Genomic DNA, 14,782 nt, shown 5'->3' with positions numbered 1-14,782 from the left:
GAAGGCATTGGTTTTGCCATGCCGGCTGCTTTACGCTTGGTTATCTGCGTTCAATAAGCAGGGTTAAGTAATTCTTTTAAATACAGCTCTGTTTGTTCGGTATCCATGAACGGTGCAAAAACCGCCCCGCAAACATAAGCCTGAGGAAATGCGGTTTCAATCTGATATAGCTGTTCGCGATTACTCACCCCTTCAAAAATCACCGTTAACTTTAACTCTTTCATAAAATTAGCTAACGCATCAAGCTGCATAATCCGCTGGGGTTGGGTCAGCTCGGCGCTTAACGGTACCGTTAAGCGCACAAACTCATAACGTGAGCGAAGTAACTGCTGCCAGCTAACGCCGTGAATCACATTATCATCGACTAACACTCGAACTCCGGCCTGATGCAATTTTTTCAATAGATAAAACTGGCGGGTACCGACATATAAATCACCTTGTTGACAAGCCAGCATAAATTGCGCGACCGGGATCTGAAGTTCATTAAGTTTATAAACCAATAGTTGAATAAAAGGCTCATCTAACCAATCCACGGGTAGAGCAAATAACAACATTAATCGCTCATGGCCAATACTCGACCAATAACGATGTTGAGCTAGCGCTAAAGCTAGCCAATGCTCTTTGAGTAGCTGACAGAGCTCGGTTTGTTCAGCTAATTTTAGTAATTCTTCATGTTCAATGCGCCCATATTGAGGATGAATCCAACGTAGCCGCATCTGCAGTGCGACAGGCATTTTATGATTCACCCGTAAAATGGGTTGATAAAGGAGCTGTAAGTGTCTATTAGAGATCGCCTCTTGGAACTGTTCACAGAGATCAATCCAACGCTGCTCACGAGTCAGTAGCTCATGGCGATAATAGTAGATAGATTCATGGTTATTACGGGCTTGCTCAAAAGCTAAGGTGAGACGCAGCAGGCCATCATCGGCTCGATGTAGCTGATGTATATTTTCCACCAGCACTAATTTGCTTCGCAACTGACAACTTTGTTCAGCAAGAATCAGCGTCAAACGCAGTTGCTGATAAAATTGGTCAATAAGTTCTGAGCTGAAATGCTGCGCATCCAGCACCAGAGCAAACTCGTTTTCACTAAACCTTGCAAACTCTAGTACTGCGTTACCCAACGATTGTTCAACCGTTGCTTTGAGCCGTTCACTTATCACGCTCAGTGGATTGATGTTGAGCCGGCTCATCCAAACAGACAATTTTTCAAACGAGATACCGACCAGTACAACGCGAGTATCCTCATCTAAATAATGCTGTAAACGCGAATGTAATGCCCGTCGATTCAATAACTGTGAGAGTGAATCGTGCTGCTTTAACCACCGATAGCGATGTCTTTGAATCAAAATAACCAAAACCAACAGGGCGAAGCAAAAAAATAATCCAGCTAACGCACCCGCTAAAAAGTTTTGCTGCGACTGTAGTTGCGTTTGCAAAACTCGTCGCGATTCCTGAATCCGGTGAAATTCGCGATTTACCAGAACATTAACGGGCCCACTAAAATTTTCGAGCCAGTGGAGAATTTTAGGGATTTCGATATCGTTACGGGGTAACCCTTCCAAAATAGGTTCAATCCGTTGCACTTCTGAAAACATATCGCGAATCAATGCATTGGCCCCATTAATCTGACGCAAATAGTTTGACTCATCGCCATCTAAAAGGACGGGGAAACGACTCCACAAAATATTGTAGCGAAACAGTAGCTGCTGCTTACTTACTCCTTTATATTTATAGAGTTGCAGTGTATTGATAAAACGGCGGTGTTCTTCTTGGAGTTGAACTAATCCCCACACAGCCGAATGAGGCTGCCGCTCAATCATTTTAGAGGTTTGATAAACCTTAAATGCTGCTACAAAACTTACCAGAAGAAATCCCGTGATAATAATGAGAATACCGAAATTGAACAACTGGGAGTTTCTAAACCATTTACTAATACCCATTGAGTTCCGTTATTGATTCACAATTATTTTTCGAAGCTGCCAAATCATATAAGTATTCATTCCTGTATTTTTAAGAGCCTTCGGATAACTATCGAGCGGAAACATCAACCACAAAGGTCCGCGATCACGTACCGTCATCGTCTTGCCATCATCCGACCAAGCCAGAATCGGTTTATATTTGATCACCTTCGACATATCCATATTGACTCGGTAATCGTTCAACGCGACCAACGTTAAACGAGGTGATTCAGCATGGACACTTTTTAATATATCAGCAAGCAGCGGCCCCTTATATTGATGTGGCTTATCCACCCAACGATTAGTCGTTTTATAGATGTATTGCGGAAATTTTTGCAAATCATTGAGTGTAAAATTTACTTTGCGTACGCTGAGCGTAGGTCGAATGTGTCCAGAGATGGTCAGAATAATCGGTTCTGAGGCATAAACCATTTTGCCCCAAGCGCACAAAGCCAGAAAAACCATGACTTGAGCACAACGACTCATCAGATTGGCCATCTATGTTCTCCTCTGATTATTTTTGATATATCAATAGAGTGAATTAGAAAATCTTTACTAGCATAGACGCAAAGCACTCATTCTGCTTTGGCTCCTTATTGCTTTGTTCATTCAAAATGGATTGCTCTTGAATCGTTAAAGATAAAAACATCATTAAAAAATCAAGTCGTTATGAGTATAACTTAAAGTACTAATTAAACGTTAGTAAAGATTAAGCCTTCATAGACATGACACGTTATTTATCACTAAAATAAATATTCATATAATTATAATATTTAGCTATAAGAGATAAAAACTAATAATTTTAAATAACCATGCATCTCTCTTAAAATAGCAGCCAAACATAACGGATGATAAAAAGATGAATAAACTAATTATCGTAGGCTTATTAAGCATCGCTGGAGCGTTAGGAAGTGCTTATGCGAAAACCCCCACAAATACGCTCGTGGTTGCCCAATCACTCGATGACGTTACAAGCCTCGATCCAGCTCAAGGATTTGAACTGACTTCTGTACAAAGTTTTACCAACCTATATCAGCGGCTGGTTCAAGCGAATCCGAAAAAACCCACTGAACTGATGCCAACACTTGCCAAAAGCTGGCAAGCTAGCCCACATAGCCTGACGTTTACACTGCGCAGTGATGCGAAATTTGCCAGTGGTAATCCAGTACGCCCTGAAGATGTTATTTTTAGTTTGTCACGAGTTGTTAAACTCAATCTGGCACCTTCTTTTATTCTCACTCAATTAGGATGGGATAAAAATAATGTAGATCACTACATCAAGAAGGTTGGCCCGCATCAGGTTAAAATTAGCTGGGACGTCAATATTGGCCCGTCATTAGCATTAAGCCTTTTATCGGCACCAGTCTCATCAATTGTCGATGCTAAAACAGTACTCGCGCATGCACATAATGGCGATTTTGGCCATCAGTGGCTCAATACTCATTCCGCCGGAAGCGGCGCTTTTATGATTCGTAAATATGTGCCTCATCAAGTTCTGCTCATGCAAGCCAATCCAAATACAGTGGGTGCAAAGGCAAAAATGAAATATATTTTGCTGAAAAATGTACCTGATGCAGCAACTCGCGCCCTGTTATTAGAACAAGGCGATGCCGATATTATTCGCAACTTAGGCAGTGACCAATTTGCTTCACTTAGCCATAAATCTGGCATCAGAACCGAAGCACTGCCGTACGCATCAATTTATTATCTGATGTTTAATACCAAGGCCAAAAACAATCCAGTCTTGGGCAACCCCAAATTCTGGGAAGCTGCTCGCTGGGCATTTAACTACCAAGGCATTGCCAAAGATCTGCTCAAAGGCCAGTTCCAAACCCAACAAGCATTTTTGCCAGCAGGTTTCAAAGGCGCTTTAACAGGTCAGCCTTACCATTACGATCCGGCTAAAGCCAAAGCTATTTTGCAAAAAGCCGGAATTAAAAACCCACACTTTAAATTGGTTGTCAGCAATCAGCCGCCTTATCTGGACATTGCTCAAGCACTCCAAGCCAGTTTTGCCAAAGCAGGGATTAAGGTTGAAGTCATTCCTGGGGTAAGTTCACAGGTCTCAACCCAAGTTAAAGAACACAATTACGAGGCAGACCTGTCCTCTTGGGGTCCCGATTATTTCGACCCAAACACCAATGCCTCAGCCTTTGCCTATAATCCAGGCAATGGCAGTAAGACGCTGGCATGGCGTGCCAATTGGGAAATTCCACAGTTAAATAAGCTGACACTCCAAGCACGTGCGGCAACCAATGAAACCCAACGGGTGAAACTTTATCAGCAACTACAACGCAAAGTTCGTGCAAGTTCACCATTTGTGTTAGGTCTTCAGAACAAAAAACTGGTTGCGATGCGCTCAACCATCAAGGGTTATATCCAAGGGATTACACCCGATATGGTTTATTATCAGAACGTGACTAAATAATGACACAAACGATACGTTCCGATAACGGGCCACACCGTTCTTGGTTAAGCACAGGCCGCTCATGGATTAGCGGCCTGATTGCCTTGATTTTAACTTTACTCGGGCTTTTGGTGTTTACGTTTGCCTTGTCCCGTGCAGCACCTATTGATCCAGCACTGCAGTTGGTCGGCGATCATGCCAGTCAAGCGACCTATGAACAGGCCCGTCACCAATTAGGACTGGATCAGAGCCTTCCGATGCAGTTTTTCCATTATGTCGACCGGCTCAGTCATGGTGACTTAGGTGTCTCGCTAATCACTCAGCAGCCAGTGCTAAATGATCTCAAGAGCGCTTTTCCAGCAACGCTAGAATTGGCCACCTGCGCCATGTTTTTTGGAGCATTATTTGGGATTACACTCGCCATGTTGGCGGCATTTAAACCGGGGAGCATCATCGATCACCTAGCGCGACTGATTTCGCTGTTAGGTTATTCCGTCCCTATTTTTTGGTTAGGGTTACTCGGGTTATTGCTCTTTTATGCAACCTTGCATTGGTCAGCGGGTCCTGGACGTTTAGATGACATCTATACCTACACGATGGAGCAAAATAGCGGTTTTATCTTAATTGACGCAATTCGCAGTGGCGATCCGGCTATTATAAAAAATGCGATTGCCCATTTATGGTTACCTACCGCCGTATTAGCGTTGTTATCAATGGCTTCGATCACACGATTGTTAAGAGCCTCTCTGCTTGAAGAACGCAATAAAGAATACGTCATATTAGCCAAAGCCAAAGGCGCGAGCGATCTTCGTATCCTATGCAAACATGTTTTTCCAAATGTGCTCGGCACACTCATTACTATTTTGGCGCTGTCTTACACCAGTTTATTAGAAGGGGCTGTTCTAACCGAGACTGTCTTTGCCTGGCCCGGATTGGGGCGCTATTTAACGCAGGCTCTTTTTGCCTCAGATACGCCGGCCATATTGGGTTCTACCCTCTTAATTGGAACCTGTTTTATTTTACTCAATGCGCTTGCTGATACACTAACCCGTTGGGTCGACCCGAGAACACGATGAATCGATCAATACCGCTATCCAGCCGCTGGCAATGGCTAAGCTGGTTTAACACTTTTAATCTGGGCCTAACGCTGGTGATACTATTAATTGCCTGTGCATTGTTTGCCCCACTATTGTCGCCAGCTGATCCGAATGTACAACATATCAGTCAGCGCCTGTTAGCTCCCGATGCCCAGCATTGGCTGGGTACAGACCGCTTTGGCCGAGATTTACTTTCACGAGTCCTGTATGGCGCTCGTCCGACGTTGATCCTTGTCTCTTTGGTTGTGCTGATCACTGTCCCGTTTGGTTTAGCCATAGGTATCTGTGCTGGTTATTTTGGCGGCTGGGTTGAGCGAGTGTTGATGCGTCTGACAGATATAGTTATGTCACTACCGAGCCTTGTTATTGCGCTGGCACTGGTCTCAGTGTTGGGACCTGGATTAATGAACGGGGCATTAGCGCTGGCCTTTACCAGTTGGCCATCCTTTGCCCGTCAAGCTCGCAGTGAAACCCTGGCTCTGCGCCGTAGTGACTATCTTGCAGCGGCCAAAATGCAAGGGATCACCGGAGGAAGACTGATTATCGGCCACATTTTACCGTTGACATTACCCAGCGCAATTATTCGAGCAGCCCTTAATTTAGGTGGCATTATTCTCTCTGCCGCAGGTCTTGGCTTTTTAGGAATGGGGATCCAGCCACCTACGGCTGAGTGGGGGTCGATGGTTGCCAGTGGCAGCCGAGTTATTTTCGATCAATGGTGGGTTGCTGCTGTCCCAGGGCTCGCTATTCTGCTGGCAAGTCTGGCATTTAACCTGTTAGGGGATGGCCTGCGCGACAAAATGGATCCTCGTAATGACTGATACTTTAGTGACGGCCAAAAATCTAAACATCTCACTGACCAACAGCGATAAAGCGCTGGTTAAAGGCATCGATTTTTCGATTGGCCGGGAGCGCGTTGCATTAGTGGGTGAATCAGGCTCAGGTAAATCATTAACGGCTCGCAGTTTAATGGGTCTTTTGCCGGATGCTTTAACCGTCGATGCACAAGAGCTCAAGATCCTGAATAGGGACGTTCAGAACTTTCGTGTTCGTCAATGGAATCAGCTGCGCGGCAAAGATGTCACGATGGTGCTGCAAGATCCCAAATATGCCCTCAACCCCACCCATACCATCGGCCGTCAGGTTGAAGAGCCTCTTATCCTGCATCAGAAATTATCTCGCCGACAACGTCAGCAACAGGTGGAAAACATGCTCGATGCGGTAGGCCTTAAAAATCCCAAACAGCTCAAAAAAATGTATCCACACCAGCTCTCTGGCGGCATGGGACAAAGGGTTATGCTCGCTATTGCCCTAATTAATGACCCACAATTATTAATTGCCGATGAACCAACATCGGCACTGGATCACGCAGTACGTGATCAGGTGTTAGAACTGATCTACCAGTTAGTCGAACAGCGCAATATGGGGCTTTTGCTGATTAGCCACGACCTTGAGCAAGTCGCTGATTATTCGGAACGGGTGTTAGTCATGTATCAGGGCAAAATTGTCGACCGTTTGCCGGCCCAAGAGCTGCCAAATGCGCAACATCCATATACCAAAACATTATGGTCATGTCGGCCGAACCGCGATAAACGCGGTCAGAGTCTACCGGTTTTAGACCGAGCCAAGCTGGAGGAATTCGATGAATCAGCTTGAACTAACCCATGTCAATGTTACCCATGTCATGGGCCACCAGCGTAACACCGTGGTACATAATGTAAGTTTTAGCGTTGAAAGTGGCGAATGTTTTGGCCTAGTCGGTCCCTCCGGATGTGGCAAATCCTCGCTATTATGGGTACTGGCAGGGCTCAACCCCCATTGGGACGGGCAAATAAAGATGCGGGGACAACCGCTAAAAGCGGGAAAACCCTTTACCGGCAAACTGCGCCGTCAAGTTCAGATGGTGTTTCAAGACCCCTACGCATCACTGCATCCGAAGCATCGGTTGCGCCGAACCTTAAGCGAACCGTTGAAACGACTAGGCATCAAAGACATTGATGATCGTCTCGACCAAGGTTTTAAACAAGTGGGGTTAACCTCCGAGATGATTGACCGTTATCCCCATCAACTTTCTGGAGGACAACGACAACGGGTAGCAATTGTTCGAGCATTACTCCTCGAACCCGAATTATTACTCTTAGACGAGCCGACATCAGCACTGGATATGTCCGTTCAAGCCGAAATCTTAAATTTATTAAATGAACTTAAAAGTCGCCATCATCTGAGTATGATTCTGGTCAGCCACGATCCAGATGTTATTGATTATATGTGTGATCATGCGGCAGTTATGCAAGCAGGTCGAATTGCCCAACTGCACGACTATGCAGATGAATGAAGTTAACTAAAACTGGATGAGTCGCTTATTTCATAACATAAGCGGATTTATTAACTAACAAGGAAGATTTATGCGCAAACTACTTGTGGCATTATGCTTAGCCCTCAGTAGCCTAGCTATCTCGGTACAAGCGGCAACACCGAACAAGGTCATTGTCGTCGCTCAATCACTGGATGATATCATCAGTTTAGACCCGGGAACCGGATTTGAACTGTCATCAATACAGAGTATCTACAATACTTACCAGCGACTCATTCAACCCAACCCCAAACAACCCACTCAATTAATTGCTGGGTTAGCCCAATCGTGGAAAATCGAATCACACCAGATCGTCTTTGATCTCAAACCCGGTGCCACTTTTGCTAGTGGCAATCCCGTTCGCCCTCAAGATGTTATTTTTTCTCTGACTCGGGTGATTAAACTTAACCAATCACCCGCGTTCATCTTGGCTCAATTAGGCTGGAATGCCAGCAATGTCGATAACCACGTTAAACAAACGGGTCCTCATCAGGTCACCGTGAGTTGGGATAAAGCAATTAGCCCGCAGGTCGCGTTGGCCGTGTTATCTGCACCAGTGGCGTCAGTTATCGATGAAAAAACAGCCATGAGCCATGCGCAGAATCATGATCTGGCCAGTGGTTGGTTAAAAATGCATTCAGCCGGTAGTGGTGCCTACAGTATCAAACGCTACATCCCCCATAAAGTATTACTGTTGCAGGCCAACCCAACCTCTCCTGGCGGAGCGCCAAAAACACCGATGGTACTCATTAAAAACGTCCCTGATGCCTCAACTCGGCAATTATTGGTTGAACAGGGTGATGCCGATATCGCTCGCAACTTAGGCGCAGATCAAATTGCATCACTGGCGCACAAAGCGGGGGTGAAAACACTCTCTCTGCCCTATGCAACCGTTTATTATCTGATGTTTAATACCAAAGCGAGTCCAACATTAGCCAATCCTAAATTCTGGCAAGCGGCTCGCTGGGCATTTGATTACCGAGGAATTGCCCATGATCTGATGCGCGATCAATTTCAGGTTCATCAGTCATTTTTGCCTATTGGCTTTAAAGGGGCTCTTACTCATAACCCATATCACTTCGACCCCAGCAAAGCCAAACAGATTTTACAATCAGCAGGGATAGAAACCCCCCACTTCACCCTACTGGTTAACAACCAACCGCCATTTGCAGATATTGCCCAGGCTTTACAAGACAGTTTTGCCAAAGCCGGGATTAAGGTGACATTGCACCAGGCCATTAGCTCTCAGGTCGCAAGTCAGGTGAAAGAGCATAACTATCAAGCGACCATTAATTTTTGGGGGCCTGACTATTTCGACCCACATACCAATGCCTCCGCATTTGCCTATAATCCCGAAGATGGTCAGAACAAGACCTTGGCTTGGCGAGCAAACTGGCATATTCCAAAACTGAATCAACAGACTCTGGCGGCTCTGGCCGAACCGAACCCAGCCAAACGCACCCAAATGTATAAAATACTGCAAACAGAAGTCCGTGATAACTCACCATTTGTCATTGCGTTGCAGACCCGTAAATTACTGGCCCTTCGCGAGTATGTGAAAGGTTTTATTCAGGGCACTGCGCCCGGTATGGTTTATTATCAAGATGTGACTAAGTAATTCTGATGGAATAAGATTCAACTTCATCAGATACCGGCAGGTTCTGATGAAGTTTTGTTGCGACGTTTTTTAGAACACAACCAGATCCCGAAAATAATCAGGGCAGCACTGACTAAGTGATACCAATGCAATGTCACAGCGGTAAACCAGATACTAAAAATCCCTCCCGAAAGCGGGATAATATGGGTGTATACCTCACCCCGAGTGGCACCGATTTCACCAATTCCTTTGTTCCAGAATACATACGATAACCACGACGGAAAGATAATCAGATATCCTAAGCCCAATAAAAAACCCCATTGTAAATATGGCGCAATACTTGGTGGCTGATTGACCGCCAATGCTATCGCTGTGACTGGTATTAATATAATCGCCCCCAACAACGAACTAACACCCACAAAAGCCTGGCCATTAATCTGTTTATTTTTTAAGCGTAAGAAAGCACAGTAAAATGCCCAGCTCAATGCAGAACCCATGGTCCATAAATCCCCACGGTTAAAACTAGAAAGTCCAGAGAGCCCACTCAGTTGTCCTTTAGTCAGTAAGAAAACCACTCCAAGCGTTGAAAAAACGACGCCCCAAATACTATTGCCGTGAATATGCTCTTTAAAAATCAATGCATTAATCACTAAAACCATTGCCGGGGTCGTTGACATATATATGGCAGCATTCAGTGATGAGGTATATTGCAGACCAATGTATAAAGTCAGCGGAAACAAAACCTGGCCAAAGAGTGATAACATAGCGACAACTAGGAAGTTTTTCCGTATTAGCGGCCAATTTCGCTGAATCGAGTGCCCATATAAAGCGCACAGCAATAGAGCGGTTAACAACCAGCGGGCTTGCGTTAAGATAAATGGGTTATTATGGGCAACCATTAAATGTCCAACCACATAGTTACCTCCCCAGAACATTGCGGCGAAGGCTAGACATAGGTAAGGCATAAGACGTCTCCGTGTCCGATACTAAGTTGTATCATGATAAGCTTCTTATTAGATATATCTAGCGAACTAATATGATTAATTAGATTTAAAATGAGTTAGATCAAGTGAATATGATAGACTTGCAAACAATACTAAATAGTATCCATTAGTAATGAATTCAAAACGCAAACAACTCATCGAGCAGAGCGCTAAACTTTTTAATCGCGAAGGATTTCGAGCCCCGAGCATTGACCAGATCGTGGCCTACGCCAATATTGGTAAGATGACCTTTTATCGCTACTTTCCCGATAAAATTAGCTTGATAGAAGCCATTCTGGAGCAACGCTTAAATAGCTTTTTAGCTGAGTTAAGCCAACAATTGGCGCAAGTTGATAGCGCCAAAGAGAAACTCTACACGCTGTTTCATTACTATGCTCAATGGTTTGTCAGCAACGACTACAACGGCTGTCTATTTACCCGTTCAAGTTTAGAGTATGGCCAGCAATACCCTCAAATTGCCCACTATAACTGCCACTTTAAAAGTGCATTGACTGAGCAAATTCAGCAAATTTTACGATTATGTCTCAAACCTGAGCCAGCGGAACGAGTCAGCGTCATGGTGTTAATGTTAATTGATGGTGCCATTGCCAGTAGTCAGTACCAGAGCACCTTAATCCGAGAATATCAGCCTGCCGAAACCGCCTTTCAGGCAGCCAAAGCACTTATTTATAGTGAGGGTGGTACGCTTTAATCGCCATGACTTTTGAGTTTTTAAGCTGCCCTTGACGGGCATCTGCAAAAAAAATATGGCTCCCAAACGGCTCACAGTAAAAGGATGAACCCACCTTTGGTCACAAAAAATCCGATATGAGTGCCTCAATATCGGATTTACATTCGGCTCAAGAACAACTTAAGCGATTGATCACATTGTCTTCACGGAGCGTGATAAATCTCAGGTCTCGTTGTTTTAGCAATTGCTTTGATTGTTCGCCAGTGATGAGCTGAACCGATAACGCCAACAACAAAATCCACACATTATAAATCCTGCACCCGCCACTAACGCACCCACTTCACCGATATGAGCCATGCCCAACTGCAAACTCACTTGGCTCCCCAGCAATGCTCCAGAACCAATGCCAAGATTCACAATCCCGGAAAAAAACGCCATCCCCACATCCGTTGCATCTTCGGCCAAAGCCAGCACTCGCAGTTGAAGGCTTAAGAAAAAGAAGGTAATCGCCCCACCCCAAACCAGTGCCAAAAGGCTCATGGTTAATTCTGAACCACTTAAAGCTAATAAGCTTGCCATCACAATGGCCAAAATAGCGACAGCACCATTGAGTAATAACATAGGAAAACGCTGATTGAGATAACTAAACAGAAAACTTGCAGCGATCCCCGCGATTCCGAAGACAAACAAAATAGAGGTTGCAAACTGGCTGGATAACCGGGCAACTTGCTCAATAAACGGTTCAATATAGCTATATGCACTGTAATGTGCGGTGACGACCAACAACGCTAGAATATACACACTCACCAGTGCTGGACGCCGGAATAGCACCGGAATGCTGGCCGCTGATCCGGCATTTTTACTTTCGACCACGGGTAATAGGCGATAGAGCAATAAAGCGACTATCAACGCCGCAAGGCCAATGGCAGCAAATGATGCCCGCCAATTAAAGGCTTCATCAATCACCCGCCCTAGCGGTAATCCTAGGATCATCGCAATTGAAACGCCAAGAGCAACCATACTGATAGCCTTAGTCTCTCCCCCTTTCGGCGCAATCCGCACCGCCAGTGATGGGGTAATCGCCCAAAATACCGAGTGCGCAATAGCAACCCCAAGCCGAGAGACCATCAGAACCTGAAAACTCCAAGCAAATGTCGACAAAATATGGCTTACGATGAACAGAGCAAACAGGCCCATTAACAATTTACGCCGTTCCACATGCCCGGTTAGCAACAAACATGGCACTGACAATACCGCCACACACCATGCATAAATAGTTAGCATAATGCCCACTTCGGCAGCCGACATGGAAAAGGAATGCCCAATATCAGTCAGCAACCCTACCGGTACAAATTCTGAAGTATTAAAAATAAATGCGGCAATCGCCAGCATCGTCACTGGCACCCATGCGGCCACCCCTGAACGACTCATTAATTCTGCCCCAAGCTCAAGTATTACAGGATATCTATAAATGTGATCAAGATCATATAGAAGAGCCTATCTAATAGCGATAGGCTCTTAATTAAATATTTTTAAAATGATTTATTGAGTTGATTTATAAAATATTTTTTATATACCAAACCGTATAGGAGCAAAAGCACGCCCTACTCATACACTCAAGCAACAGTTGCTTGGATATCCTATAATGAATAAACAGTCATTATCCTCACCCGTGACGGTTATTCAGGACATTGAGCCAAAACTGCCACTTTTTCTTGAGTATTTGGGTTAAACTTCAGGCTCCAGACATAGCGACCATCTTTAGGGATCACAGCGACCGTATCTTGGCCGTAACCCCCCAGTTTAACCTTGCCTGCAACACCAGGGGATAAACTCAGCTCTTTGAGGGTATATTGATGATGCCATCCTGGCGTTGCAAATTGAAAGTGATAACTTCCTTTTTTTTCAGTAAAAACAAGTTGGTATAACCCTTTGCCTTTATTATGAAATTGGCGAGCTTGGTTAAATTTCCATTGACTATCTGGGAAATTCCCCACTAAGTAAAGTGGTTCTCCTTTCGAGTCTGCGGCTATATCCGGATTATCACACCGTCCCATCACACCTTGATAATGCAGCGAATGCAGCTGATGAACAACCACCGGGAGTTGGCCAGTAGGGTGCATGACCTGTAAAACACGCGATTGAAAACCGGCAAGTGGCAGATGATAATCCCCTTTTTGATCAGGCCGAATGAGTGTGTGTTTGAGCAAATCCTGCAAGGCACCTTTTGAGGCAATTTCGCTTTGGCTCAAAGTAATATCCTGATGCGTCGTCACCATACTCTGCACATACAACACCACATCATTATGCTGGTATTTATAGTCAATAAAAACGAAAGGATCAGCTCGAATATTGATTCGTTTGCCGTTATATAAGGCGGGATGCTGGCTACGGATATGCATCAACTTTGTCACGAAATTGTGCAATGCTTGCTGATGATTCGAAAGCGTTCCATTAACACCGGAAATAACGGCTGGACTCCGGGCCACATGATCATCACACAACCCCTGGTCGGCACAAATACTTGAAGGCACCTTATCTTCAAAATCTGGTACTTCAGAACCTATCTCTTCACCATAGTAAAGCGTAATCGGCCCGCTATACGACCCCAAAAATGTCAGTGCAGCCCGATGCCGTTGCCAATACATAGGCTCGTCTGGATCGGCAATGCGTCCCCGTTGAAGCAGATCACCAAATCGAACTAGATCGTGATTGCCTATCATTAAATTAGGCTGCGCGTATTTCGGGTAGAGAAGATGTTGTAGAGCAAGGCCTTGCGCCAACCATTTTCCGCCCTTATGGCTGACACCATTCTCATCTACCGCAAAAGCCTCAACCAAGCGATAGCGAAGCGGGAAAGCAAACGCCGAACACATTCCCACTTGATGTCTATTTCCATAAACTTGTTTAGTGATCTGCTGCTGACTCTGAGACCAGTCTTCGCCAACCATATACCCCAATGGGTGAACTTGCTGTCCTTTATCATTGATATAGGTCTGTGACTGACTCGCAGCGCGGACCGTCTGACGCAACTTAACCCATGATGAAAGAGGGACTTGATAAGCCTGATCAAGCCGCCATCCATCAATTTTTAACGTTTGAGTCCAATACCTTATCACTTCTTCATAAAACGGGAGGCTTTGCGGATAACTGACATGCTCGGCAGGTCCTATGGGTAATCGGCCTTCGGGAGATGGCACTATATTGGATTTATGGTGCCCAAAAACACCATCCAAAAACACATAAAGACCTTTCTTATGAGCCTTCTCAACTAACTCTTTTGCTTTAGCCAGTGTGCCAAAATGGGGATCAATCTTAAAATAATCGCTCGCATAATACCCGGTTGCATCAAGACGAGTCATTGCTCTGGTTTGATTAGGAATAGGTTTGGAGTCGAAAATAGGCGTTAACCAAATTGCGTTCATTCCCAATGACTTAATATAGTCTAATGAATCGATCACCCCTTGTAAGTCCCCACCATGCGAACTCGTTCCATAGCCATCTTGATAACCAATACTCGGATCACCATCAACAAAGCTCTCGACCATGATCTGATAGATCCGTAATTGGTTCGTTTTGGCGGCTAGCTCAGCAGGACAGGGAATATCAGTGGCTAACGCTATCTGACTACACATGAGGCTCATCACGACAATCACTAATTGCCAATAACGTTTGAAATAGAACATCACCGCC

Annotated in this window: 12 protein-coding genes; 7 read left to right on the top strand and 5 right to left on the bottom strand. The window is 44.9% G+C overall.

The features are described from left to right. Positions 1–50: 50 nt before the first annotated feature. Together EV690_RS07950 and EV690_RS07945 are read right to left on the bottom strand one after the other, a co-directional pair. A complete protein-coding gene (locus tag EV690_RS07950; protein WP_131912457.1) occupies positions 51–1,943 on the bottom strand; it encodes an EAL domain-containing protein in 1,893 nt (630 codons plus the stop codon). Between the two features lie 9 nt (positions 1,944–1,952). Beyond that, positions 1,953–2,459 (bottom strand): putative pterin-binding protein, encoded by a 507-nt coding sequence (locus EV690_RS07945; protein WP_131912456.1) that lies wholly within the window; start codon positions 2,457–2,459, stop codon positions 1,953–1,955. Between the two features lie 361 nt (positions 2,460–2,820). Between EV690_RS07945 and EV690_RS07940 the strand changes: the two genes are divergently transcribed. The 6 genes from EV690_RS07940 (at position 2,821) to EV690_RS07915 (ending at position 9,436) form a co-directional block, all read left to right on the top strand. Continuing rightward, positions 2,821–4,389, top strand: coding sequence for an ABC transporter substrate-binding protein (locus EV690_RS07940; protein WP_131912455.1), 1,569 nt, complete (start codon positions 2,821–2,823; stop codon positions 4,387–4,389). After that, positions 4,389–5,444, top strand: coding sequence for an ABC transporter permease (locus EV690_RS07935; RefSeq protein ID WP_131912454.1), 1,056 nt, complete (start codon positions 4,389–4,391; stop codon positions 5,442–5,444). The genes EV690_RS07940 and EV690_RS07935 overlap by 1 nt, the downstream gene beginning before the upstream one ends. After that, positions 5,441–6,286: an ABC transporter permease gene (locus EV690_RS07930; RefSeq protein WP_131912453.1), complete on the top strand. Its 846-nt coding sequence runs from the start codon at positions 5,441–5,443 to the stop codon at positions 6,284–6,286. The genes EV690_RS07935 and EV690_RS07930 overlap by 4 nt, the downstream gene beginning before the upstream one ends. Then, on the top strand, positions 6,279–7,121 hold the full coding sequence (locus EV690_RS07925; protein ID WP_207907515.1) for an ABC transporter ATP-binding protein: 843 nt from the start codon (positions 6,279–6,281) through the stop codon (positions 7,119–7,121). Before EV690_RS07930 ends, EV690_RS07925 begins: the two co-directional genes overlap by 8 nt. Beyond that, entirely contained in the window at positions 7,108–7,800 is a 693-nt protein-coding gene (locus EV690_RS07920; protein ID WP_131912451.1) for an ABC transporter ATP-binding protein, read from the top strand. Before EV690_RS07925 ends, EV690_RS07920 begins: the two co-directional genes overlap by 14 nt. A gap of 70 nt (positions 7,801–7,870) precedes the next feature. Next, positions 7,871–9,436: an ABC transporter substrate-binding protein gene (locus EV690_RS07915; RefSeq protein WP_131912450.1), complete on the top strand. Its 1,566-nt coding sequence runs from the start codon at positions 7,871–7,873 to the stop codon at positions 9,434–9,436. A 26-nt stretch (positions 9,437–9,462) separates the two neighbouring features. On the opposite strand, the gene EV690_RS07910 is transcribed toward EV690_RS07915, so the two are convergent. Then, positions 9,463–10,380, bottom strand: a complete 918-nt coding sequence (locus EV690_RS07910; protein ID WP_131912449.1) for a DMT family transporter — start codon at positions 10,378–10,380, stop codon at positions 9,463–9,465. Between the two features lie 151 nt (positions 10,381–10,531). On the opposite strand from EV690_RS07910, the gene EV690_RS07905 reads away from it, so the two are divergent. Further along, positions 10,532–11,110: a TetR/AcrR family transcriptional regulator gene (locus tag EV690_RS07905; protein ID WP_131912448.1), complete on the top strand. Its 579-nt coding sequence runs from the start codon at positions 10,532–10,534 to the stop codon at positions 11,108–11,110. A gap of 216 nt (positions 11,111–11,326) precedes the next feature. Here the strand turns inward: EV690_RS07905 and EV690_RS07900 are convergent, their stop codons facing one another. Together EV690_RS07900 and EV690_RS07895 are read right to left on the bottom strand one after the other, a co-directional pair. Next, positions 11,327–12,520 carry a sugar transporter gene (locus EV690_RS07900; RefSeq protein ID WP_131912447.1) on the bottom strand — a complete coding sequence of 398 codons (1,194 nt, stop codon included), beginning with the start codon at positions 12,518–12,520 and terminating at the stop codon, positions 11,327–11,329. Positions 12,521–12,768: 248 nt separating this feature from the next. Continuing rightward, on the bottom strand, positions 12,769–14,775 hold the full coding sequence (locus EV690_RS07895) for an alpha-amylase family protein (protein ID WP_224054931.1): 2,007 nt from the start codon (positions 14,773–14,775) through the stop codon (positions 12,769–12,771). Positions 14,776–14,782: the final 7 nt, after the last annotated feature.

The sequence above is a fragment of the Celerinatantimonas diazotrophica genome (assembly GCF_004339545.1).
GTDB lineage: Bacteria > Pseudomonadota > Gammaproteobacteria > Enterobacterales > Celerinatantimonadaceae > Celerinatantimonas > Celerinatantimonas diazotrophica.
This window is presented reverse-complemented; position numbering and strand designations above follow the sequence as displayed.

Coding starts and splice junctions, on each gene's coding strand:
- EV690_RS07935 (WP_131912454.1), top strand. CDS start 4,389: ATGACACAAACGATACGTTCCGATAACGGGCCACACCGTTCTTGGTTA.
- EV690_RS07910 (WP_131912449.1), bottom strand. CDS start 10,380: ATGCCTTACCTATGTCTAGCCTTCGCCGCAATGTTCTGGGGAGGTAAC.
- EV690_RS07915 (WP_131912450.1), top strand. CDS start 7,871: ATGCGCAAACTACTTGTGGCATTATGCTTAGCCCTCAGTAGCCTAGCT.
- EV690_RS07950 (WP_131912457.1), bottom strand. CDS start 1,943: ATGGGTATTAGTAAATGGTTTAGAAACTCCCAGTTGTTCAATTTCGGT.
- EV690_RS07945 (WP_131912456.1), bottom strand. CDS start 2,459: ATGGCCAATCTGATGAGTCGTTGTGCTCAAGTCATGGTTTTTCTGGCT.
- EV690_RS07920 (WP_131912451.1), top strand. CDS start 7,108: ATGAATCAGCTTGAACTAACCCATGTCAATGTTACCCATGTCATGGGC.
- EV690_RS07895 (WP_224054931.1), bottom strand. CDS start 14,775: ATGTTCTATTTCAAACGTTATTGGCAATTAGTGATTGTCGTGATGAGC.
- EV690_RS07925 (WP_207907515.1), top strand. CDS start 6,279: ATGACTGATACTTTAGTGACGGCCAAAAATCTAAACATCTCACTGACC.
- EV690_RS07900 (WP_131912447.1), bottom strand. CDS start 12,520: ATGAGTCGTTCAGGGGTGGCCGCATGGGTGCCAGTGACGATGCTGGCG.
- EV690_RS07940 (WP_131912455.1), top strand. CDS start 2,821: ATGAATAAACTAATTATCGTAGGCTTATTAAGCATCGCTGGAGCGTTA.
- EV690_RS07905 (WP_131912448.1), top strand. CDS start 10,532: ATGAATTCAAAACGCAAACAACTCATCGAGCAGAGCGCTAAACTTTTT.
- EV690_RS07930 (WP_131912453.1), top strand. CDS start 5,441: ATGAATCGATCAATACCGCTATCCAGCCGCTGGCAATGGCTAAGCTGG.